At 49.1% G+C, this 23,554-nt stretch carries 24 protein-coding genes; 13 read left to right on the top strand and 11 right to left on the bottom strand.

Annotated elements, in window-relative coordinates; translation table 11 throughout:
- Nucleotides 1-59 precede the first annotated feature (59 nt).
- From ACQY6I_RS17505 to clpX, 9 genes are all read left to right on the top strand, one after another.
- The gene (locus ACQY6I_RS17505; RefSeq protein WP_428242795.1) at nt 60-518 is read left to right on the top strand and encodes a c-type cytochrome; all 459 of its coding nucleotides are present in this window, start codon (nt 60-62) and stop codon (nt 516-518) included.
- Between the two features lie 150 nt (nt 519-668).
- Complete coding sequence (locus ACQY6I_RS17500) at nt 669-1,046, top strand: DUF2237 family protein (protein ID WP_428242794.1); 378 nt, start codon at nt 669-671, stop codon at nt 1,044-1,046.
- Between the two features lie 178 nt (nt 1,047-1,224).
- Nucleotides 1,225-2,433 (top strand): homocitrate synthase, encoded by a 1,209-nt coding sequence (gene nifV, locus ACQY6I_RS17495; RefSeq protein WP_428242793.1) that lies wholly within the window; start codon nt 1,225-1,227, stop codon nt 2,431-2,433.
- A complete protein-coding gene (gene cysE, locus ACQY6I_RS17490; RefSeq protein WP_428242792.1) occupies nt 2,430-3,203 on the top strand; it encodes a serine O-acetyltransferase in 774 nt (257 codons plus the stop codon). Before nifV ends, cysE begins: the two co-directional genes overlap by 4 nt.
- Complete coding sequence (locus ACQY6I_RS17485) at nt 3,203-3,736, top strand: hypothetical protein (protein WP_428242791.1); 534 nt, start codon at nt 3,203-3,205, stop codon at nt 3,734-3,736. The genes cysE and ACQY6I_RS17485 overlap by 1 nt, the downstream gene beginning before the upstream one ends.
- Nucleotides 3,736-4,056, top strand: coding sequence for a nitrogenase-stabilizing/protective protein NifW (gene nifW, locus ACQY6I_RS17480; RefSeq protein WP_428242790.1), 321 nt, complete (start codon nt 3,736-3,738; stop codon nt 4,054-4,056). The genes ACQY6I_RS17485 and nifW overlap by 1 nt, the downstream gene beginning before the upstream one ends.
- A 2-nt stretch (nt 4,057-4,058) precedes the next feature.
- Entirely contained in the window at nt 4,059-4,499 is a 441-nt protein-coding gene (locus tag ACQY6I_RS17475) for a nitrogen fixation protein NifZ (RefSeq protein WP_428242789.1), read from the top strand.
- Nucleotides 4,496-5,353, top strand: coding sequence for a nitrogen fixation protein NifM (nifM, locus tag ACQY6I_RS17470; protein WP_428242788.1), 858 nt, complete (start codon nt 4,496-4,498; stop codon nt 5,351-5,353). Before ACQY6I_RS17475 ends, nifM begins: the two co-directional genes overlap by 4 nt.
- 19 nt (nt 5,354-5,372) lie before the next feature.
- Nucleotides 5,373-6,674 carry an ATP-dependent Clp protease ATP-binding subunit ClpX gene (gene clpX / locus ACQY6I_RS17465; RefSeq protein WP_428242787.1) on the top strand — a complete coding sequence of 434 codons (1,302 nt, stop codon included), beginning with the start codon at nt 5,373-5,375 and terminating at the stop codon, nt 6,672-6,674.
- Nucleotides 6,675-6,684: 10 nt separating this feature from the next.
- Here the strand turns inward: clpX and ACQY6I_RS17460 are convergent, their stop codons facing one another.
- The 11 genes from ACQY6I_RS17460 to rsxA form a co-directional block, all read right to left on the bottom strand.
- Nucleotides 6,685-8,697: a methyl-accepting chemotaxis protein gene (locus ACQY6I_RS17460; RefSeq protein WP_428242786.1), complete on the bottom strand. Its 2,013-nt coding sequence runs from the start codon at nt 8,695-8,697 to the stop codon at nt 6,685-6,687.
- A gap of 326 nt (nt 8,698-9,023) precedes the next feature.
- Nucleotides 9,024-9,566, bottom strand: a complete 543-nt coding sequence (locus tag ACQY6I_RS17455; RefSeq protein ID WP_428242785.1) for a flavodoxin — start codon at nt 9,564-9,566, stop codon at nt 9,024-9,026.
- 263 nt (nt 9,567-9,829) lie between these two features.
- Nucleotides 9,830-10,408, bottom strand: a complete 579-nt coding sequence (locus tag ACQY6I_RS17450) for a NapC/NirT family cytochrome c (protein ID WP_428242784.1) — start codon at nt 10,406-10,408, stop codon at nt 9,830-9,832.
- A 53-nt stretch (nt 10,409-10,461) separates the two neighbouring features.
- Nucleotides 10,462-11,907, bottom strand: a complete 1,446-nt coding sequence (locus tag ACQY6I_RS17445; RefSeq protein ID WP_428242783.1) for a multiheme c-type cytochrome — start codon at nt 11,905-11,907, stop codon at nt 10,462-10,464.
- 473 nt (nt 11,908-12,380) lie between these two features.
- On the bottom strand, nt 12,381-12,644 hold the full coding sequence (locus tag ACQY6I_RS17440; protein ID WP_428242782.1) for an RnfH family protein: 264 nt from the start codon (nt 12,642-12,644) through the stop codon (nt 12,381-12,383).
- Nucleotides 12,644-13,327, bottom strand: a complete 684-nt coding sequence (locus tag ACQY6I_RS17435) for an electron transport complex subunit E (RefSeq protein WP_428242781.1) — start codon at nt 13,325-13,327, stop codon at nt 12,644-12,646. The genes ACQY6I_RS17440 and ACQY6I_RS17435 overlap by 1 nt, the downstream gene beginning before the upstream one ends.
- The gene (rsxG, locus tag ACQY6I_RS17430) at nt 13,328-13,990 is read right to left on the bottom strand and encodes an electron transport complex subunit RsxG (protein WP_428242780.1); all 663 of its coding nucleotides are present in this window, start codon (nt 13,988-13,990) and stop codon (nt 13,328-13,330) included. It abuts the gene before it with no gap.
- Nucleotides 13,991-13,994: 4 nt separating this feature from the next.
- A complete protein-coding gene (locus tag ACQY6I_RS17425; protein WP_428242779.1) occupies nt 13,995-15,065 on the bottom strand; it encodes an RnfABCDGE type electron transport complex subunit D in 1,071 nt (356 codons plus the stop codon).
- Nucleotides 15,062-16,531 (bottom strand): electron transport complex subunit RsxC, encoded by a 1,470-nt coding sequence (gene rsxC, locus ACQY6I_RS17420; protein ID WP_428242778.1) that lies wholly within the window; start codon nt 16,529-16,531, stop codon nt 15,062-15,064. Before rsxC ends, ACQY6I_RS17425 begins: the two co-directional genes overlap by 4 nt.
- A 1-nt stretch (nt 16,532) precedes the next feature.
- Entirely contained in the window at nt 16,533-17,063 is a 531-nt protein-coding gene (locus ACQY6I_RS17415; RefSeq protein WP_428242777.1) for an RnfABCDGE type electron transport complex subunit B, read from the bottom strand.
- A gap of 42 nt (nt 17,064-17,105) precedes the next feature.
- Complete coding sequence (gene rsxA / locus ACQY6I_RS17410) at nt 17,106-17,678, bottom strand: electron transport complex subunit RsxA (protein WP_428242776.1); 573 nt, start codon at nt 17,676-17,678, stop codon at nt 17,106-17,108.
- Nucleotides 17,679-17,975: 297 nt separating this feature from the next.
- Here rsxA and nifL point away from each other — a divergent pair, with 297 nt between their 5' ends.
- From nifL to ACQY6I_RS17390, 4 genes are all read left to right on the top strand, one after another.
- The gene (gene nifL, locus ACQY6I_RS17405) at nt 17,976-19,541 is read left to right on the top strand and encodes a nitrogen fixation negative regulator NifL (protein WP_428242775.1); all 1,566 of its coding nucleotides are present in this window, start codon (nt 17,976-17,978) and stop codon (nt 19,539-19,541) included.
- Nucleotides 19,542-19,567: 26 nt separating this feature from the next.
- On the top strand, nt 19,568-21,145 hold the full coding sequence (gene nifA / locus ACQY6I_RS17400) for a nif-specific transcriptional activator NifA (RefSeq protein WP_428242774.1): 1,578 nt from the start codon (nt 19,568-19,570) through the stop codon (nt 21,143-21,145).
- Between the two features lie 129 nt (nt 21,146-21,274).
- Entirely contained in the window at nt 21,275-21,472 is a 198-nt protein-coding gene (locus ACQY6I_RS17395; protein ID WP_428242773.1) for a (2Fe-2S)-binding protein, read from the top strand.
- A 178-nt stretch (nt 21,473-21,650) separates the two neighbouring features.
- Nucleotides 21,651-23,543 carry a LysM peptidoglycan-binding domain-containing protein gene (locus tag ACQY6I_RS17390; protein ID WP_428242772.1) on the top strand — a complete coding sequence of 631 codons (1,893 nt, stop codon included), beginning with the start codon at nt 21,651-21,653 and terminating at the stop codon, nt 23,541-23,543.
- The last annotated feature ends 11 nt before the right edge of the window (nt 23,544-23,554 follow it).

Genomic DNA, 23,554 nt, shown 5'->3' with positions numbered 1-23,554 from the left:
ATTTTTGCACAGCTATATTTCGTTTTCACCCCACAGATAGAGAGTTTAATGGAGAGCTTATGAAAACAATTTTAAAAGTAGTCCCGCTTGCTGCTGCTTTGGCCCTGTCCGGTATGGCATCTGCCGCTGATTTTGAGAAGCAAGTAGAAGGCCGTCAGGCGTATATGGAAGTCCTGGGCTATAATATGGGAATCCTTGGTGCTATGGCGCGGGGGAAAATGGATTATGACGCTGACCTGGCTTCAGCGGCAGCGAATAATCTGAAATATGCGGCAATGATGAACAATGCTTCTATGTGGCCGGCAGGATCCGATATGGATGCTCTTGGAGACGAGACTGAAGCCAAGGCTGATTTGTGGAAAAACTTCTCTCAGGCCGCCGGTTATCTCGACGACCTGAAAAAAGGCAGTGAAACACTGGCCAGTGCTGCCGGAAATGGCTTAGGTGAGTTACGGAAAAACATCGGTGCAGTGGGTGATGCATGCGGTGGTTGCCATAAGAAATTCAAAGAAGACTGATTAGTTTCTGCCCAGAGCGAGAAAAAGTGGCAAACCATAAGGCATGTGTAAACATGCCTTTTTTTTGCTCGTAAATATGATGACGTATCAAAATGTGTGATTTGGGCAGAGTGGCTTCAGTGTCAATTAACCTTCTGCCAGGAGACCGATATGCAACAGGAAGAATCTCTCAACGTCTTTGATCAACCATTGATTCCATGTGCCATGGATCCACTGACCGGTTTTTTTCGTGATGGATGCTGTAACACCTGCATAGAGGACTACGGCTCCCATACAGTTTGTGTCGTGGTCAATCGTGAGTTTCTGGAATTTTCACGTTTTCGTGGCAATGATCTAAGCACACCAAATCCCGAGTTTGGTTTCCCAGGATTAAGACCTGGGGATCATTGGTGTCTCTGTGCTGCGCGTTGGAAAGAAGCGTTTGATATGGGGATGGCACCCAAAGTTGTGTTACAGGCAACTCATAAACGGGCTCTCGATGTAATACCCATGGATACTCTCAAGCAATTTGCCAGTGATCTGAATTAAGCCTTGCACGCCATAATGTGCCAACGCCGTTGTCGCATTCCCAACAATGCTGCTTTCAATGTTCAGTTTGTCGTGGTCGAATAACGACGCTGAATTGTTAACCTACTGATTTTAAAGATAAAAAAAACTGGAACGACGGCTGCATCAGTACTCTCGGAAGAACTGCCGGGAGCGGGCCATGAATCAAACAAGCGGTCATCAGGTCATCATTGACGACACTACCCTGCGCGACGGAGAACAAAGTGCTGGTGTGGCGTTCAGTGCTGAAGAAAAAATTGCCATTGCACAGGGTTTGGTCGCAGCCGGTGTTCCAGAACTGGAAATCGGTATTCCGGCCATGGGGCCTGAAGAACAGGACGTCATGCGTGCGATTACCGGATTGAAACTGCCGGCCCGCATGCTGGCATGGTGTCGTTTAAGCCGTTTTGATCTCGATGCAGCGGTCAATACCGGGGTAAACATGGTGGACCTGTCGGTACCGGTATCCAATCAACAGATTACCCGCAAACTCGGTCGTGACCGGGACTATGTCATTAAACAGATCCAGACAATCGTGCCGCAGGCGCTGGATGCTGGTCTGGATGTTTGTCTGGGATGTGAGGATGCCTCGCGGGCAGATCCGGATTTCCTGCATCGGGTGATCGACATCGCGGCAATCGCTGGAGCCCGACGTATCCGTTACGCTGATACCGTCGGTATTCTGGAACCCTTCCAGGTTATTGAAACCTTCCAGGCGTTACATCGTTGTCATGATATCGAGCTGGAGATGCATGCCCATAATGATTTTGGGCTGGCCACCGCCAACACCCTGGCTGCCGTTAAAGGCGGCGCAACCCACATCAATACCACCGTCAATGGATTGGGAGAGCGTGCCGGCAATGCGGCCTTGGAAGAGTCGGTGCTGGCTTTGCGCCATCTTTATCAGATCGAAACCGGAGTGGACAGCCGTCACCTGACTCACCTTTCCCAGCTTGTGCAAAGGGCCTCCGGTCGTCAGGTGGGTTGGCAGAAAAGTGTGGTGGGGGAAGGCGTCTTTACTCATGAAGCCGGCATTCATGTGGATGGACTGTTAAAAGATCCGCTCAACTATCAGGGTCTAGACCCCTGTTTGTTAGGTCGTTCGCATCAGCTGGTACTAGGTAAACATTCCGGTGGCAAAATGATCAGAAATGCCTATCGGGAACTGGGCATAGAACTGAGTGACTGGCAGGTGGCGCCACTATTACAACAGGTTCGTCGTTTCTCGACAGACCATAAACGCTCTCCATTAACGCTGGATCTGCAAACATTTTATAACGACCTGGTGGCAGCAACCCTGCTAAACCACGAAGAGATCCAAATGTCTGAACCCTTGTATAACTCCGACTATCCGGGAGGTATCCAATGACCTCGCACAGCAATGTCCGTACTTCTCAAACCAGCTCTTTGTGGCAACAGTGGCGACGTGATTTGAAATCCGCACTGGAACGTGATCCCGCCGCCCGCAGTGCTCTGGAAGTACTGATGATCTATCCGGGAGTACATGCCATTCTGGTGCATCGGTTAAGTCATCGCTTATGGCATGGCGGTTTTCATTTTGCGGCCCGTTTTTGCGCATTTTTTATGCGCATGATTACCAATGTGGATATTCATCCGGGTGCACAAATTGGTGAGAGTTGTTTTATCGACCATGGTGCTGGAGTGGTGATTGGTGAAACAGCCATATTAGGCAATAACGTGACTCTCTATCATGGTGTGACATTAGGTGGCACCAGCTGGAAAAAAGGCAAGCGTCACCCGACTTTGGGAGACGGGGTCATGGTTGGTGCGGGTGCCAAGATATTGGGGCCCATCGTCATCGGCAGCCAATGCCGGGTCGGAGCAAATTCTGTTGTGGTATCAGATGTGCCGGACGCTTGCACCGTGGTGGGTATTCCCGGAAAGGTCGTTAAGGTTCGACCGGCAGGAGAACAGAACCCATATGGTTTTGATCTTGATCATCACCTCATTCCCGATCCGGTGGGAAAAGTTATGAGCTGTTTGTTGGAACGTATAGAACGGCTGGAAACAGAAGTGGCGCTGGCACGCAATCAGTCTCCTGCACGAGTGGATGAAATCGTCGCCAATTGTCAGCCGGATAACGAAATTTGTGAACAAAAATGTATTGGGAGTCTCTGATGGACTTATTGGCATTTGATGGCGGACAACTTTATTTTGAAGAGCACACAAGAGCAGATGTAATGGCATTGATTGAACAGGCAGCCGAACAATACGGGGCGCCTCTGGCTGAGGATCTGTTAATGAGAGCCCTGTTTATGGCACCGGAAAACCTGACTGTATTGGTGGCCCTGTATCGTTATTATTTTTATCAGTATCGATATGAGGATGCTCTGACGATTACCGCAAAAGTGTTGCGGGTGATCGCTGCCCGAATCGGTTTTCCACCTAAGTGGCAGGATATCAATATGAACGATTTGGGTTGGGGCATCATGCAATCCTTCCAGCTGGTCAGGTTGTACCTTTATGCCCTGAAAGGTGCCGGTTATTTAAATTTACGCCAGGGACGGATCGACGAAGCGGCTGCGATGCTGACCAAAGTGGTGGAGCTGGACAGTCGTGACCGTATTGGTGCGCAGATGTTGTTGACCGTTGCTGAACATCAGCGACTGCGCGAAAGAGGCGTTGAATGTTTGGTATCGGAGGGTTATTGATGAATGATCTTAGCTTGACAGAGGCGATGGAAGAACTGAGTTCCGCCGAGGATTTTTTGAATTTTTTTGAAGTCGGGTTTGACTCGTCTGTCGTCCACATCAACCGTCTGCATATCATGCAACGGTTTCATGATTATCTGGCCCAGGTTGAAGCCCAGCTGCCGGAGTCGGACGAGGCACTCAGAATGGTATACCAGCGACTGCTGAGTCGTGCCTATGATGACTTTGTTCACTCCGATGCACAGACGGAAAAAGTGTTTAAAGTTTTTAAACAATCACAACCAGGTTTTGTATCAGTCGATCAATTATTAGGTTCATAACCATGCGCCCTGAATTTGAATATGGTTCAGAAGTCAGACTGATCAGAAATGTTCGAAACGACGGCACTTACCCCGGAAGGGAAGTCGGGGAATTGTTGATCCGTCGAGGGGCTGTTGGGTGTGTGTATGATGTCGGCACTTACCTTCAGGATCAACTGATCTATCGGGTACATTTCCTCAAGGAAAATCGCACTGTCGGTTGTCGCGGTGAGGAATTGATACCCGCAGATGTAGAGTGGTTGCCAAACAATTTTGAGTTTCGCGATCAGGTGCAGACCACCCGACCATTGTCGGTTAATGGCGAAATCATTGCTGACCTGGGGGAGCATGGAGAGATCGTTAAGGTGGTCAGAGAAAGTCATACCGCGTTCCACTACCACGTGCGGTTTCGGGCACGCACGTTTCAGTTACCGGAATCTGTACTGGAGGAGGTAGAACCATGAAACCTGTGCCAACGAATCAACCTATTGAATATAGTTTGGCCTACCATCGTTTGAGTGTGGTTCAACAGTTGTTTGAATGCTCCATTGATGAACTCGATCAACAGCAGCGAGAGCGGGTTGAAACCGTCGTCGCGCGCAAGTACGAGCTGGAACATAAAGTACTGTCAAGTGATCAGGCCATGGGACTGAGCGTTCCAGAAACAGAAATTCAAAAGGCATTACAGGAAATCCAGCAGCGTTATGAACAGCCGGAAGAATTTTCTGCAGCGCTGGCGCAACATGGTTTGAATGATGACACTTTTGTCGAAGCACTGACTCGTGAATTGTGGGTCGATGCGGTACTGGACCGCGTTGGTGGGGAGGTGGCCGAGGTTGATGACACAGACATTGAACTTTACTACTACATGCATCCTAAGCAATTCGAAAAACCGGAAACTCGTATTGCCCGTCATATATTGATTACCATTAACGAGCAACTGGATGGCAGTAGACGCGAGCAGGCACTGGAAAAAATAACGGCCATTGCGCGGCGGCTGCAGAAAAAAATCAACCGTTTCCAGGAGCAGGCGGCCAAGCATTCTGAATGTCCTACTGCTTTGAATGGTGGGCTGCTGGGTGAAATCAAACCCGGTTTGCTGTATCCACAGCTGGACCAGGTATTGTTTCAACTGTCAGAGGGGCAATTAAGCCCAGTGGTGGAATCGGAGCTGGGCTGGCATCTGTTGTTGTGTGAAAAAATTCATTCAGCGGGTGTTATGCCATTATCTCAGGTGGCTGACACGTTGCGGAATCATCTCACTGAGCAGCGCCGTAAAGTGCACCAAAAACAATGGCTGGTGTCGCTGCGTAACTGAACGTTTGGAGGTTAACCATATGGCTAAAAACGCCGTTCAGGAAAATATATGTTGCTCTTTCTGCGGTGTGTCGCAAAGTCTGGACGTGCCCCTGATTGCTGGTAATGAGGGTAGAATCTGCGAAGCCTGTGCGCTATTGGCATTTCAGGTAGTCAGTAGTTGGGGAAAACGTAAACAAGCTAAGAATCTGCAGCAGCAGATTAAAACACCGGTGGAAATCAAAGCATTTCTCGATCAATTTATCATCGGTCAGGATGCTGCCAAATCGACCTTGGCGGTCGCAGCCTTCAATCATTATTTACGGGTGACTAACCTGGACAAAAACGTAACCTTCTGCGGCGATGGTGATGTGGAGGTGGAAAAATCCAATGTGTTGCTGGCTGGCCCGTCCGGTACCGGCAAGACATTGCTGGTCAGGACACTGGCGAAAATTATTGGCGTTCCTTGTATCGTGGTCGATGCCACGACACTCACTCAGGCCGGCTACGTTGGAGAAGATGTCGACTCCATGATTCAGCGATTGGTGGATGTAGCCGATGGTGATATCGATCAGGCCCAATGGGGCATGGTGTACATTGATGAGGTGGATAAGTTGGCCCGCAAATCGTCTGGACCGTCTTCGGGCAGAGATGTGTCAGGTGAAGGTGTTCAGCAGGCATTACTGAAGATGGTGGAAGGCTCAGAAGTTAAAATCAATAGAAATCCGCGCCAGGGCCGCCAGTCTCAGGGAGGTGAAAAAACAGTCGATACGCGAAATATCCTGTTTATTGCGGGTGGCGCTTTTGCGGGTTTGGAGGAGCTGATCGCGAGCAGAATGCAACCGGAAAAACAGGGCATTGGTTTTAATGTTCCAACACTGGAGCGTAAAAAACCTTCTGTGAATGATTTGCTCGCGGCGTTGCTGCCGGAGGACTTGCAGCAGTTTGGCTTAATTCCTGAGTTTATCGGTCGTTTTCCAGTGATTACGTTCTTGCAGGAACTGGATAGTGCAGATTTGATCCGGGTACTGCAGGAACCCAAAGATGCGTTGATCAAACAGTACCAGCAGTTATTTGCTTATCAGGGAGTGGGGTTGGAGTTTTCCAATGCAGCGTTGCAGTATATTGCTCACCAGGCTGTCTCTCGTAAAACCGGTGCCAGAGGGTTGCGTGGGGTTATGGAGGCCTGTTTGCGTGACACTATGTACCATCTGCCGTCTTCGTCTGAAGTACAGTTGTGCCGGGTGGATATCCGGCTCACGGAAAAGGGGGAGGAACTGGTGGTGGACAAGGAATATGCGGCCGAGTCTGAGTCTGACAGTTTAACCGCGGCTGATGTTTGAGGTGAACGGCTTACTTGCCGTTCACCAGTTCGAACAGATGGTCGATGACGTTTGACTTCGTTTCAATTTCCTCAATCTCTCCCTGAATGTCATTAATGTACCGAGTGCATTCCTCAATTTGCTGCGTCGCCTCGGCTGAAGAATTCAGCACCTTGTTCAGATGTTCATTCAGTGATGTTGAACCCGAGGTAATCCAGCTCATGAATTCTTCGGTATCGTTAATGGCTTTCCAAATCTGCTCCACTGCCGCTGAGACAGCATCAATGGTATCACCGGTTTTTGCCAGACTTTCCTGAGTATTACGCGATAGCTGACGGACTTCATCGGCAACGACAGCAAAACCGCGACCGGCATCTCCGGCACGAGCTGCTTCAATGGCGGCATTCAGAGCCAGCAGATTGGTTTGATCAGCAATGCCAGAAATTACTTTTAGAATGCTTAGTACTTCATCGGAGCTTTTTTGCAGATTCTCTACCTGGCTATGCAGGTTCTTGCGGCCGCCGGTCCGTGATCCAATGTTCTGAACATATTCGAGCAATTGCTGCTGAATGGTTTCCAACACCTCATTATTGGACAACGCATGTTGCGAGAGGCGGTTATAGTTTTCAATCAAATGCCCGGTCATCGTTTTATAGTCCCGCAGAATTGCCCCGGAATATTGTTGCATTTGATTAATGTGGGTCAGGCTGTTGATACGGGCCTTTAAAAAATACTCACGAAAATGACTATATTGAAATGGAAACTGGTCGGTATAGTTATCTGAAAATTGCTCACTTTCAGCGATTTTGAAGAAAAACAATGCTGTCAGGGTTTGATTCATATGAACCCCAAGCAGCTCTCCGAAGGTTGAAAAGCCAGCTACCGTGAAGTCCTTGAATGTCGTTATCTCGTTCAAATTTTGGGCATTATTGAGCCGCCGTAAAATACAGTCATTGGCCAGCATGGCAATTGGCTTTCCGGATTTTCCACGCATGAAATCATTAAATGCTGATGCGGTACTGGCGGCAAAATTTTTGCTTTTAACGAGAAATAGTTGATCGCCGAACCCGAGATCAGAGAAAAAGCTAACGCTGCGGTCGTTGGCATTGATCGATGCAACCGAACGGACAAATATTTCGTTGCCGATTTCTACGCCGAAAGTGTAATCGCTCATCTTCTCGGTCAGAACAGAAGCAGAACAGTTTAACAAATTACATAGTGCGTCGACGATAGAGATGACTTCATTGTTATGGATGACAGTATGCACTTCACGGGTGTAGGGATCAGAATCGGCGATAATAAATGACATGCCGGTCTTTTCGAAATTATGGGACTTCATAATGCCATAGCGAATATCTTTGGCCAGCTTTAGAAAAATGACAACGGCTTTGTTTTTAGCGACCTCTTTACCGTCGTATAGTAATGCTTTTTGAAAATCGAGTTTGCCGCCAGCGGAACCTCCGATGAAGTAGCATGGAAAACGATCAGCGGCATAAAGCCCCTGCATAAAGAAATTTTCACTTCGTGACATACCATCAAAAAACGTCAATGCAACGGTGTCCTGATAGTTGACTGGCAACGTTACTTTCAGATTTTTAATTTCTGTCCGAATTCTACGGATCCGCTCTTCGAGACTGAGCTTGATCTTTCCGGATGAAATATCTTCGCTGAATAAGGGAATGGAATGAACCTCCAAACTGGCGACGATATCGTGACTGAAACTTTGCAGCACAATATTATCCCAGCTGCCATCTGCGGAATGATACAGGTGTTGCTGGCAGGAACTCAGTTCACCGGCAGTCATGATACCGATTACTTGACTGACAAAAGGCATCGCTTGTTTAAGGTGATTAAGGGTTTTTTCAAATTCAAGATGAGGTGAAACAAATGCCAGTACCAGAGCCGTTTTGGTTTTGCCAAAATCAAGTGTTGAAAGAGTATCCTGGCTGATGTCTTTGCTGCTGATCGCTTGGACTCGGATGTATTGGCTTGCCTGGTAGGTGGTGAAGGTTTCTTGTTTGTTTTTTTTAAAAAACCACGACATATTTAAAATACCTTCAAATCTTCGCTTGTCGGCAATGAGCCAACAGCATGACACAAAAGAACTATTATCTCAGCGTAGTTCAAAAACGGCTAATGTCCATTAGACGGATATTATGGATGGCTTAGAAAGAAGCCTGAAAATGGAACGATATTTTTTTACTCATTCGGTTAATCAGATAATAATGAGTCTCAAAAACAGTTGAGTGGAATTCTTTGACTGGGGTGTCGGCTTATCCGATACCGTTATGAACATCAAGTTCCCACCCACCGGATAAACTGTTCAAGTATTCTGTCCTGAACAGGGGCCGGCGGGTTGGTAGAACCCGGCTACAGGTTCAGATCAAAATCCGCTGCGATACTTTTTAACCAGCGATTCAGACGTTCTTCAGTGAGGTTGCTCTGATTATCAAGATCCAGTGCCAGACCGACAAACTGATTGTCGACAACAGCTTCTGAGTGATCAAACTCATAACCTTCGGTCGGCCAGGCACCGACGACTTTTGCTCCCTGGTCGGTTACGACATCATAAATCTCTTTCATGGCATCGACGTATTCCTTCGGATAACCCACCTGATCGCCAAGACCAAAAATCGCAACAGTTTTGCCGCTGAAATCCTGATCTTCCAGCTGCGGTAAAAATTCTTCCCAGCTTTCGTTTTCACATTCTGCGGATAACCCGGGTAATTCACCTTCGCCCAGTGTCGGTGTACCAAAGATCAGATAATCATAAGCCATGACTTCTTCAACGCTGCAACGGTTAACATTCACCGGCTTGTCCATTGTGTCATCGTCGAACAGTTTTTTAATCATCTTGGCAACTTTGCGGGTTTTGCCGGTATCTGTACCAAAAAATATACCAATGCGAGCCATGCTATGTTCCTCCAATGGCTGTTTCATGTAGGTGCAGCAGAGGTTTTGCACACTGTGTGCCAGTGATCTGTTTAGATGCAGGATGCTAACTGATTGAAAAATAAAGAATATTTGGATGAGCTGTAAATTGTGGTGAGTAAAATGTCTCGAATGCGACAATCCGGATAGGGTAAAGAAAAAGCCGCTGTGTCGGTTTTACAACAAAAGTGCTGTGTAAAATGCCCCGTTCGAATCAGCGGCTGTCATTGGGTGACGTCATCTCATTAATAAATTGCGGGTTTTTTATGGGCAACACCTAGATGACAGTCCACGCAAGTTTCGTTGTTTTCCAGCCACGCTGCCGGATCATGATGATTTCTGGCCCGTATGCTTTGCATATCGGTGTTCCATTGTTCCGGGTTGTGGCAGTTTTTACATTCATTGGAATCCCGGTTTTTCATTGTGTTGTAAACCACTTCTGCCTGATGTACTCGTAACTGCTCAAAATTCTCCAGCGTTACCGTGCCTTTTAATTGATGATAAATGTCCTTGGTTGCGCGGATTTTAACCAGCATTTTGGGAAAGAATTCTTTGGGGACATGGCAGTCGGCGCATTGGGCCTGAACACCGGTTTCATTATTAAAGTGGATGGACTGTTGATATTCTTCAACGATGGTATCCATGCCGATATGACAGCTGTAGCAAAAGGCATTGGCATTGGTTGCGTTAATCGCTCCATGAAAAGTGCTCAGCATAACAGCTCCCACCGCCATGGCTGCGAAACCACCAACCGGAATACCCAGTAACCATTTTCTTCGTGAAGGAATCCAAAGTCGCCGCCAGAATGATTGTGTCTGGTTCATAAACACCTCGTGATGCCCCCGCCGGCAAACAGCGGGGGACGGTCGGTCATGTATTAATCTTCGTTGGCATAACGTTGTTTGAATTCCGCCTGAGCTTTCTGGCGAGCCTCTGTTACCTCTGCGGGTTCATTACCGGTAAACCAGAGATGTTCCGGGCTTTCCAAAATTTCAGCCAGTACTTTGCGGGCTGTTTCTGCGGCTTCGTGTTTTCCTGCTTTTTCGGCCTTTTCAATGTATTCGTTGTATTCCGGAATCAGTTCCATATAAAACCGTTCTGCGACTTCGTAGAGGCCATGCCATTGGGTGTAGTCCGGTGCCATCATCGCTGCACCATGACGCGCGCGGCGACCCTCGTGATGCCACAGATAAAACCATGTCCATTCGATTTTTTCGTCGAAGGCAACATCGGTCATCAACCCCTGTTCCTGTAGCGTTGCCATCATACGTTTGCCTGGAATAGCGAATTTGGTGTTATACAATTCGACCAGACTGTCAAACTGAGTGTAGAAAGAATCGATCATGGAGCTGGTATGGCAAGCATCACATACGGCACTCATATCACGTCGACGTTCCTGCCAGGTTTTGACGGTTTGGCCCTGCTTGATCGCCTTGGCATCAATTTTCTCCGATACTGCCGGGCGCAGAGTCCAGGAAATCCGGTTACCGACATCATGGGTGACTGGCAGTTCACGAGTGGCCGACATATGGCAGGTGGCACAAGTAGGGGCGGCGTCATAATCTTCACCAACAATCCATTTTGCCGATTCCATATTCATACGGTCGACGTTGGCATAAAAGTTAATGCCGTGTTTGGATTCATCGTAAATTTCTTTTTGTGGATGATCCGGACCCAGGTGACACTTTCCACAGGCTTCCGGACGGCGTGCCTGTATCATGGAAAACTCGTGCCGCTGGTGACAGGCAGTACAGGCACCCACAGAGCCATCCGGATTCAGACGACCTATACCGGTATTGGGCCAGGTGGTTGGGTCAAGGTCACCATTGGGCATGACTTTTACTTCCGATCCATGGCATTGCCAGCACCCGTTGACCGCTGCCGGTGATTTTCCGTTCATGGTGAGCGCTCCTTCTACTACCTCCGCCAGCATGTTATCAAGAGAACCAATTATCCTGCCGGCATTGGCGTGATGACTGGCGGAAAATTCCGCTACCTCTTCGTTATGGCAGGCGGAACAGTCTTTAGGTGAGACGATGACTGAAATAGTATGACCTTCATGACGAATGGCATCCGGTTCATCATTGCTAGCTTGATGACACTCATAACAGCCGACATTAGCACCGAAATGTTTGGAGCGACCCCACTGGGCATAGATACTGGGATCTTCCTGCTTATGACAGGCAACACATTCCTTACTTTGATCGCTCAGATTCTTAAACGGTTTGAGCATGAGTGCTTTTGCATTTGCCTGTCCGGAAATGGTTATTATGAAAACCAATAGGGCGACCCAGGAGAATAATAAATATATTTTTGATTTCATCGGGGCATATTCCTTTTAATGGTATTCCCATCTGAAAACTGGACAGACATTACTCAGTAGACAGCCAGGGTGCATTTTTATTTTGAATTTTATTTTTTAGCTTAGCTGACGATGAATAAATATCTTAATGGACTTCTGGTTCATTCGTAGGTGTCTGCTTTGACCTGAGTCAATAAGCGATGGTGATAAATTTGATTGTTGATTTTGGACTATTAAACGGAATTTATTGCAATACCTATTAATGGTTATTTTGGCAATTTATTCGTATTTCTTTATAGGTATTAAGGGTGTTTGCGACCAATACGCGTGGGATAAAAAAGATCAGACTCGTGAGTCTCTCACTTGTACTCACACATAAAGAATCAACGCCATCAAGCTGACTGATATATACATGAGGGACAGTACAAGTATGGCAAGTCAGCTTGATTGATTGAGATCAGAATCATCAGATCGGACCGAAAGCCCTTGTTACTTTAATCATCATCATCATCATCGTCATCATCCTGAACTTTGATGATCTGACGGTAGATTTCGACCCTGTCGCCATCGTGTAACGGAGTATCCAGCTTTACCAGCTTGCCAAAAATACCGACCCGTTGTTTGTTCAGGTCAATATCCGGAAAGCGCTGCAGAATTCCCGATTGTTCAATTGCCTGCTGCACATTGATATCCTCCGTCACCTGGATGGGAATCCAGGCACTGCGAATCTGCTCATTGTATGCAACGGAAACCCTCATCATGCCTCCTGTAATTGAGTTAGAGTATTGTTTGTGGCTGGCTTCATGCGGTGCTGATCAATCAAGCGTTTGATCGACAATAAAAACCCCAGCATGATGAAACCGCCAGGTGGTAGCGCCATCAACAGTGCGCCCTGATAGTTGTCCATGACTGTAGTATCCAGCCAATGCAAATGTTCACCCAAGAGCAACGATGCATTGTGAAACAGTGTGCCGTTGGCGATGAGTTCGCGTACTGCGCCGACCACGACCAGTACCCAGGTAAAGCCGAGTCCCATAGCCAGCGCATCGGCCAGAGATGCTCTGGCAGTCTGCTTGGAGGCGAATGCCTCAACCCGGCCAAGAATGGCACAATTGGTAACGATTAACGGAATAAACAGGCCCAGTACCTTGTATAACTCGTGCATCCAGGCATTAATAAACATTTCCACTACGGTGACCACAGAAGCAATCAAAACAATAAACGCGGGAATGCGAACCTGTGGTGTAATGACACCTTTCAGTAATGAAGATAGCAAACTCGCGGCAATCATCACCGCTATGGTGGCAAGGCCCATGCCGAGCCCGTTAGTGGCCGTGGTGGTGACCGCCAGTAATGGACACAGTGCCAACATCTGTTCGAGAGCGACATTGTTGCGCCATAGGCCATCGCTGAATATCTCTGCATAGGTAGGATTGCTCATTTATGGTTCCTCGCTGGCCGGCAAATCAATACTCATTGTCTGCTCGTTTTGTTGGACAAACAGAAGTGCTTCATAAACAGCCTTCACCACCGCTCTGGGTGTAATGGTTGCACCGGTAAACTGATCAAATTCTCCGCCATCTTTTTTGACATGCCATTGTTGGGCCGAGGTGTTGTTCAGCGAGTGGCCCTCAAACCGGGTGATCCAATCATCTTTGGCCACCTCGATTTTGTCACCCAGTCCAGGCGTTTCTGCATGGCTGATCACTCTGACTCCAAGAAGCTCACCGCCAAGAGTGACACCGATCATCAATTGAATATCACCGCTGTAACCTTTGGCTACTGTTTGAAACGCAATTGCCACCAGATGACTGTTTTGACGGGCCGGATAAATAACCACCGGTTCTGGCAAGTAGCTGGTATCTGTTACCTGAAAGGTTTCCTGATCAGGTTGGTTATCATATAAACCGGTTGGCAATACCTGCTGCAATAACGCTTGACGGTCTTCACTCATCCTCAGGCGAATATCCTCCGTGGTGGAGTGATAGCCCATGTAAATGATAATGCTGATCATACAGCACAGTCCGGCGAGCATGCCGGCCTGGTAGCTGACTTGAGTGCGGTAGCTTGGATCAGCCTGGCCTTTGATCACATCCTGATGCATCGTGTTACCTCTTCTGCCGTGTTGTTAATGGCTGGCCGCTACGTCTGCGGCCATAGATGCGTGGGCGTAAATATTGGTCCAGCAAGGGAGTGAGAGCGTTCATCATCAGTACTGAAAAGGCAACTGCTTCAGGATAGCCACCCCAGGTACGGATCAGAAAAGTCAGCCCGCCGCAGCCGGCAGCAAATATGATCTGCGCGCCTTTTCCAGCGGGGGAGGTGACCGGGTCAGTGGCAATGAAGAAAGCACCCAGCATCAGCCCTCCGGACAGGAGATGAAACGTAGCTGGCGGGTAAAGTGCCGGATTGAGGTGATGGAAAAAAGTTGCCAGCGCAACGACTGTAGTCAGCATAGTGACCGGAATATGCCAGCTGATCACCCGGGCCAGTAATAACCAGATCCCGCCAATCAGCATTAACAATGCCGATGTCTCACCCATGCTGCCACTGGTCAGGCCCAGTCCGGACGAATATATGGAAAATTGATGTAATGTCTGTTGCGCCGGGATATTTTGAGTTAAGGCTGTCTTTAACGCACCCAGCGCCGTCGCCCCAGTCATTCCATCAGCCAGTGGTAGCACTCCAAACGTGATCTGCAGGCCTTGCCAGAATCCCGGTGCATTAGGTGAAAATATTGGAGTTGCATGTGCCCAGGTAGTCATCGGCACTGGGAACGAAATTAACAGTGCCGTTCGCGCCAGCATGGCGGGATTAAACAAATTCTGACCCAGACCACCGTACAAATGTTTACCTATGGATACGGCAAAAACGCTACCGAATACTGCGATCCACCAAGGAGCCCAGGGAGGCAGGCACAGTGCCAGTAACCAGCCGGTCAGCACAGCTGACCAGTCCAGCAGGCGAGTGGTACTCTGGTGTCGTAATTTGAGCATGACATATTCCGTACCTATGGCTGTGGCCACACTGAACAACCAGAGATTGATGGCAGGCCAGCCAAAAATATAAAAGCAAAACGCTGTTCCTGGCACCAGAGCCAGACAAACATACGCCATGATTCGATTAATGCTTGAGCGATCATGGGCATGGGGAGCAGAAACCAGATTCACGATGGTCATGCGGTGCCCTCTTCAGTATGACTGGACTTTGATTTTCGTTTGGCTGCCTTGGCGGCTTTTGCTGCGGCTTTGGCCTCAGCTTCCTGTTGTTGCCGGGCGGCCTTGGCATCACTGAGCTGGCGGGTAAGGTCGAGTTTTTTCTGCTCATTCTGACGCTGACTCAATGCGCCTTTGGCATATTGAAAGTGGTGTACCAGCGGAATATGTGCCGGACACACATATGAACAGGAGCCACACAGAATACAGTCGCCCAAGCCATAATCCTGAGCACCGTCAAGATCGTTATTCTGGCTGTGTTGTGCCATGGCATTCGGCATTAACCCCATTGGACAGGCAGAAACGCAACGGCCGCAGCGTATGCATTCCATGATTTCGGTATTGCCGACTTCGTCACGAGTCAAGGCCAGCATACCGGAAGCTCCTTTGATCACAGGCACATCCAGTGAATGAATGATATGACCCATCATTGGACCGCCGATCAATATTCGTTCCGGCTCGGTGGTTAAACCGCCGCAGGCATCAATCAGAAAACGTGCAGGAGTGCCAATCAGTGCATTGACGTTACCAGGGTTTTGAATATGACCACCGGCCACCGTAACGATTCGGGAAATCAGCGGTTTGCCATCTCGCAACGCCATACTGATGGCACGGGCCGTGGCGACATTGTGCATGATCACACCAATATCGGAGGAGCGCCCGCCAGCGGGAACTTCACGACCTGTCACAGCCTGTATCAGCTGTTTGGCTGACCCCATGGGATACCGAGCCGGTACGACTTTGACATGAATGTCATTGTGGCTGTTGCAGGCCTCGGTCATGGCTGCGATAGCCGCTGGTTTGTTATCTTCGATACCAATGATAGTGTTGCAGGCACCGCTGATATACTGAATCAATCGCGCGCCATCCACTACAGCCCCGGCATATTCCTGCATGACCCGGTCATCAGCGGTCAGGTAAGGTTCACACTCGCTGCCATTGAGAATCAGCAGATCAACTTTTTCGCGGCTTTTATCGAGTTTGACGGCCGCTGGAAAAACGGCACCACCAAGACCGACAATACCAGACTCCGCAATTTTCCGTGCCAGCACCTCGGGCGCCAGTGTAAATGGATCTTCAACCTCCGGTAACTCACACCATTCGTCTTCCCCGTCACACGCCAGCACTATGCCGGGTGCCGTCAGTCCGGAAGGGTGGGGAACCGGAATATCCCCCAGGGCTTCGATGGTGCCAGAGCTGGGCGCATGTACCGGCGCAGAAACTGAACCGGCAGCCGTCGCAAGTAGTTGTCCTTTTTTCACTTGCATGCCAGGCTTAACAATAACTTCTGCCGCTGCGCCAGCATGCTGCCGTAGGGGCAGGTATAGACGCTCCGGAATACCGAGTGTGGTAATGGGAGTTTCGGCAGTATATTGTTTGTGTCCTTCTGGATGAACACCACCACGAAAAAAGCGGAAATTGAACATCATGTCATGCTGCCTTCGGTTTGGGCCATTGCCAGTTGTCAGCATTGGTTTTTATGCTGACCATTTCGATGCAGTCATCGGGGCAGGCGTCAAGGCATTTTCGACACCCGGTGCAAGCATCTGCAAATACCTGATGGATCTGTTTGTTGGCGCCGATGATCGCGTCTGTTGGACATACCTTGTAGCAGCGTGTGCAGCCCGAACAGTTCTCTGCCACGATCATTGCGACTTTTACCTCCGCAACGACTGCCTCGGCATCAAGCTCTACGCCCAATAATTCTGCCAGCTGGGTAGCCAGTTGCATGCCGCCTGGCGGGCAGCAAGTCACCGTGGCCTGCTGAGAGGCAATCGCTTCAGCTGCCTGAGCACAACCTGGCAAACCACACTGACCACATTGACTGCCGGGCAATAGTGATTGAATTTCCTGTACCAGTGGATTTTCCTCCACTGCAAAAAACCGGCTGGCGTAACCTAATATCGTTCCAATGATCAGACCGAGAGCTGTCATAACTCCTACAAGTGAGATGAATAACATAGTGATATCCTCCATTGGGTCAGGTCGTATTGTCGACCCCGATTAAATTAATCCGGAAAATCCCAGAAAAATCATTGACAGTAATCCAGCAGTAATCAGACCTACTGGAGAGCCGGCAAACACGGCTGGCACATTGGCCAGAGACAGACGTTGGCGCAGGCCGCCAAAAATTATCATGACCAGAGTAAAGCCAATTGAAGCACCAAGGCCATAAACGATACTTTCTGAGAAACTGTGTTCTTCGCTGACATTTAATAGTGCCACACCCAGAACGGCACAATTGGTTGTAATCAGTGGCAGATAAATCCCCAGTGTTTTATAAAGCACCGGGCTGATTTTTCGAATCACCATTTCTGTAAACTGAACCAGTGCTGCGACCACCAGAATAAATGTCAGAATGCGTAGAAATTCGATGTGCAGCGGTTCCAGAATCAGGTGCTCTAGTAACCAGCTACTCATGGAGGCCAGCGTGAGTACAAAAGTGGTAGCCAGCCCCATTCCCATAGCCGTAGACAAATTGTTAGATGCACCCATGAACGGGCACAGGCCGAGAAAACGAACCAGAACCACGTTGTTAACCAGGACGGTGCTAACAAAAAGATAGAAGTATTCCATCGTTGCCTTCCCTACAGTTTTTTAGGGGCAGGTGCAGCAATCATGCCACACGATCAGAGAGTGTTTTTAGGCGGGAACATGGCTTACAGAGATCGCTAAAACAACGAAGTCGTTGCTTTTGTCGGTTTTGCTACATTTTGGTTACCAAATCGTTTTGGATGCATTGTAACAAAGCTCACAATAAACCAGTGTGTTAATACCAAACCGCACCGTTGATGGCTTTATGTTGATAGGGCATAACATTTGCAATTCGACCATTACGAGATGAACCGGTTAATGATTGACAGGACCAAGTACATGGCAATAGATCCGGAAAAAAAGATCAACGCAGAAACCGATGTGGTCGTTGATCATTCAGTCGATAAAAATAATAACAATCAATCTCATGAACTGCCGATGGAAGTTTTTTTTCAGGCAGTCGAACATGCACCTGTGGCAATATCCATTACTGATCTTCATGCAAATATTCTTTATTCCAACCTGGCATTTCATCAGGTCACCGGCTATGAAAGTGATGAAGTGTTCGGCAAAAACGAATCTATTTTGTCAAATCATACAACGCCCAGGCTAGTGTACCACGCACTGTGGGGACGTTTGCGGCAGAAAAAAATATGGTCAGGTGTGCTGGTGAACCGGCGTAAGGATCAAAGTCGTTATCTGGCTGAGTTAATGGTCGCCCCGGTTGAGGCAGAGAATGGAGAAGTGAACCATTATCTTGGTATGCATCGTGATGTTACGGAGGTTCATTCTCTGCAACAACGATTATCTAACCAGAATAAATTGCTGGAACTGGTTTTGAATCAGACTCCCGCGGCTTTGGCTTTGCTTGATGAAGACCACAATCTGGTGCTGAGCAACAAATCCTATCAGACCTTGTGTCAGCAACTGGGAGCGGTGGAACCGGCTGAGGCCATTTTAGACATTCTTGTCGCTGAACAACCGGATCTACTGAATAACGAAGATGGTTTCGCCAATAAAGAAGTCAGCTTCGAAGGCAGTGGTGATGATCAGAGTTATTTCAGTTGCTTTGGCAACTGGATTGATGCCGGCATGGAAGGGGCAGAAAACTTTTTTGAGCAAACAACTGGTAAACATCTGTTACTGGTCATTAACGACATTACCCGATTAAGACATCGGCAGCAGGAAACCCAAATGAATGCTCTGCGGGTATTAATGGCAGAGGAAGAGCTGCTGGAAGGATTGCAGGAAGCTTTTAATGGTGCCATTCATCAACTGCAAGGCCCCGTTAACCTGATCGATGCTGCGGTTACAATGATCAAACGACGCGAAGAGGACAAAGACAGCGCCCTGTTAAAAGCATTGGAAGAAGCTCGCTACGCTGGTATTTCTGCGCTGGAGGGTTTGCGTGACCTGGTGCCGGCCAGACCGGTGGAGAAAAAAATCCCTGTCAACCTTAACCAGTTATTGCGGGAAGTCATCAGTATTTCCTCCAATCGTATTCTGGCTAACGGTATCGTTATTGACTGGAAGCCGGCCATGCACTTGCCATCTTTGATTGGACAGGAGCAACGATTGCGTTCGCTGTTCAAAAAACTGCTCGATAATGCCATCGATGCCGTCAGTGCGCGTGGAATTAAAGTGCGGGAAATTTGTATTTCCACCCGCTGGGAGAATCAAAACCTGATTGTTGACATAGCCGATACCGGTGAGGGAATTGCACCGGAGTTGATGATCAAAGTATTTGAACCGTTTTACAGTTCAAAACCCAAAGGCAAAATTGGCCGCGGCATGGGATTATCTCAGGTTCAGGATATTGTGAATGACCACCTGGGAACCGTGCATTTTGATCGTGACTACCGTCCTGGAGCTTTGGCAAGAGTCACTTTACCCGTATCACCATAGACCTTAGGCCCGAGTGAGTGAAGCGAATGAATGCGACTGAAACCATCGTAGTCAGCCGATTGCAACTGCTGGAAAAACAACTTCTGGTTTTGTACCGAGTGTCCAGCGTGTTGAATAAATCTCTGGATATGAAACAGACTCTGGCGGAAGTGCTAAAGATTCTCCATGATGATGCAGGCATGCATCACGGCATCGTTACTTTATCTGATCCCAGTCATGGCGGTTTGTCTGTCGGCTCCATCCACGTAGAGTCAGAGGAGATTAAGCGGTCCTCCAATTCCGTGCGTTATCGGCCTGGGGAAGGCATCATCGGACGCATATTCGAAAGTGGTGAAAGTATCGTACTTGGCCGCATATCCACTGAGCCAAGATTTCTCGATAAACTAGAATTGTATGATCTGGAACTGCCGTTCATTAGTGTGCCGATCAAATCCAGAGGGGGCAAAGTCATTGGTGTGCTGGCTGCTCAGCCGGCCATCCTGTCGGATATTCGCGTCATGTTACCTGACTGTACCCGATTGATGGAAATGGTTGCCAACCTGATCGTACAGACCATCTCTCTGGCCCACACTGTCGAAACAGAAAAACAGGACATCAAAGAAGAGCGTGATGAACTGCGTCGTCAGGTACGTAGTAAATATGGTTTTGATAACATGGTGGTTGGCCACACAGAACAAATGCGGCGGGTTTTTGATCAGGTTCGCCGGGTGGCCAAGTGGGACAGCACTGTACTGATTCGTGGAGAATCCGGCACAGGTAAAGAACTGATCGCCAGCGCGATTCATTACAACTCACCCTATGCTAACAATCCATTTGTTAAACTGAATTGTGCGGCATTGCCGGAAACTCTGCTGGAGAGTGAACTGTTCGGTCATGAAAAAGGGGCGTTTACCGGTGCCGTTCGGCAACGCAAAGGGCGTTTTGAACAAGCTGATGGTGGCACCCTGTTTCTTGATGAGATCGGCGAGATCTCGCCGTTATTCCAGGCAAAATTGTTACGGGTACTGCAGGAAGGCGAGCTCGAACGGGTCGGTGGCACCACCACCGTCAGAGTCAATGTCCGCATCGTTGCAGCCACTAACCGGAATCTGGAAGCGGAAGTGGAGCAGGGAAACTTTCGTGAGGATCTTTACTATCGGTTGAACGTAATGCCTATCAAAATACCGCCACTGCGGGAACGAATTGAAGATATTCCGGATTTAACAGAATTCCTGCTGGCACAACTTGGCAAGCAGCAGGGACGTAAACTGACGGTAACGGATAATGCTCAACGTATGCTGATGTCACACCACTGGCCGGGCAACGTGAGAGAACTGTCTAACTGTCTGGAGCGTGCAGCAGTGATGTGCGAGAACGGCGTCATCGATCGGGATGTGATTTTCTTAAGCGGTCTCGACATCGATTCGGCAGTTTCAATCAAACCTTCCATTGCTCAAACTAACCTGGATATTAATGATCCTGATATGGATGAACGGGAGCGGGTGGTTGCGGCACTTGAACAGGCTGGTTGGGTACAGGCCAAAGCCGCCCGATTACTCGGGATGACACCGCGTCAGATTGCCTACCGGATTCAGAGTATGAACATACGGGTGCGGAAGATTTAGGGGGCCTCAGAAAAATAGGAATCGTTTTGATGCAGGCGAGGAAGCACCACTCGCAACACCGCAATTTGCTGGATGGCCTTGAATGACAATATGCAGGTTTAAACATCTTGCCGAATAGAGGAGAAGAATATGTACATCTGTATATGCGAGAACGTGACTGAACGGCAGTTGCGCGCTGAAGTTCGGAATGGTGTGTGCTCCCTGAGTCAGGCCCGGCGCAGCTGTGGGGTTGCCAGGCGGTGTGGTGTGTGTGCACAGGAAGCCAAACTGGTTATTCTTGAAGAGCAACTCAGGGCAGCACCCGTGACGACAGCCACCGCAGGTTGAGTCGCTCAAACCAATGTTGCCAACATCAATTTTTTGCGCCACCTGAGTCTTTGTGATTGATTTTGTGAACCAGGACATTACGTTCATCCGCTCATTTCTGGTATAACCCTTACCTCTTAATGGAAGATGCCCCCCGCATCAAATTGTGTTCATTTCATAATGGTAAGGAAACGCCCTCATGACTGGCCCCTACTTCCCCTGGGATGACGATGACTCCCGGCAGGACTCATTGACAGACTCCTGTTCCCCGAACAACGACGAAGAGATTTCCACCCGCCCGGAAGGGTATCAACGTATCGATGAATACCGTTTGCCGGCACCTGTGCGTGACTTTGTACGCAAACAGGGTTTTGGGCATTACTGGCAGCAGCGCGAGGTTAACCGCATGCAGTGGGCCGGAGAGCCGGCTCCTGCGGGCATTGTACTGGTGATCTTTGACGGCCGTAGCGCCCGCCGTGTTGACCGTTATCAGCAGACTCAGCATGGTCATCAGCAGCTTTATGTATTCCGTAAACCGGGCGCTTTCAAACAAACCCGGGGTATCGGTGGCTCTGCCAGTACCGGGCGTTATGAACAGTACGACGCAGAAAGTGCCCAGATCCTTCAATCTCTCGATACTGCCCGTCCGGTCAAACTCGAACTCACCAACCTGGCCTGGCACCAGCGGCAGTACCGGTTTGAAGAGGAAGCCCTGCGCGGCTGGTTCAGTATTGCCCATCTGGCTGGTCATGAAGGTAAGCAGCTTAACGTGATTGTGAAGGGTGATAACGATGAACAGGGGCGGCGCATTGTCAGCCAATTTTTCGTCACCCTGAAAGCCGAACAATATCGTTATGAGTTTGAGGTACCCGGCCTGAAAGCCGACGACGTATTCGACCCGGCCGTCGGCGATTTGAGATTCAGCGTCAAAGGCCTGCTGGGCGAAGGCAAATTCAGCGGCCCGGCGACCATGATCAAACCCACCCAGCTGACCATTCAGCAGATCGCCGATCAACTCAAACAGATCGAACAGAACCGGGGCTACGAACAGGCCCGCTACGCCGCCAAACAACTCGATTACGACGCCATGTGCAAACTGGTGCATCACCGCGACCTGGCCGACAACGACCCCAACCTCATGCCCAGCCGTTTTATGCTGCTGCCGGGCGCCAGTGACGAACAACTGGAGGCCCAGGGCAACCTCGATGCCTTTCCCTGGTCGGTTCATGAAGATGGCCCGCAGTACTTTTCCGTCGCGTTTTTAAAACAGTGCCTGCAATTGAGTGGGCATTATCAGAGTGATGAGCCATTGCCGAGGTGGAGTTCTGAAGTTGATGACCAGGCGGTCGACGAACACGAGCATCCCATTCACCCAGCCAATACATTTGCTGATGATGACAGTGTTGATCGCCAACCCAACGAACTTAAAGCCGAATTCGACGATGCCCTACAGCAGGCCTACACGCAGTATCTTAGTGAACATGGTGTTAAAAAAGTCCTGAAAGCTTACCAGCCGAAATCGGAAGGCCGTTACATCGTACAACCGGGTGACAGCCTGCACAGTATTGCTGACACTCAGGGGTATCCATACTGGACCCTACTGTGGGAGGCCAATCGGTCAGAACTGGAATCCCCTGATCTGTTGGCTGCAGAGACCGAGCTGATCTTGCCGGAACTCAATGCCGATGAGCTGCTGGAATGGCTCACAGAACAGGGAGAACAAACCCTTTACTGGAGTCAGAAAGGATTCTTTTTTCCGGCTAACTACGTCTCCTACTCGCTGCTCGACGACGATCAACAGCCCCTGAGTGGACTTGATAGCTCACCCGAGTGGATCGCCGCTCAGCGCACTACTGACCAATATCGTTTCTACCATTTCTCCCTGACCCATCATGATGCCTGTTATCTGATGATGCCCAACGATCAGAACCTGGTTCTTGGTCTGGTTCGAGGTCAGCTTAGTTCTACTGGGCAGGCGCTACGGCGCATCCTGCCACCGCTTTGGAATGGCAGCGAAAACGATCCGGCTGCCGCCGTCGACCTGACTGAGTCCCTGTTTTTTGATGACGATCCGGACTATCACAGCGTTTAACCGATTAAGGA

This window comes from Gynuella sp. (assembly GCF_050297175.1).
Taxonomy (GTDB): domain Bacteria; phylum Pseudomonadota; class Gammaproteobacteria; order Pseudomonadales; family Natronospirillaceae; genus Gynuella.
This window is presented reverse-complemented; position numbering and strand designations above follow the sequence as displayed.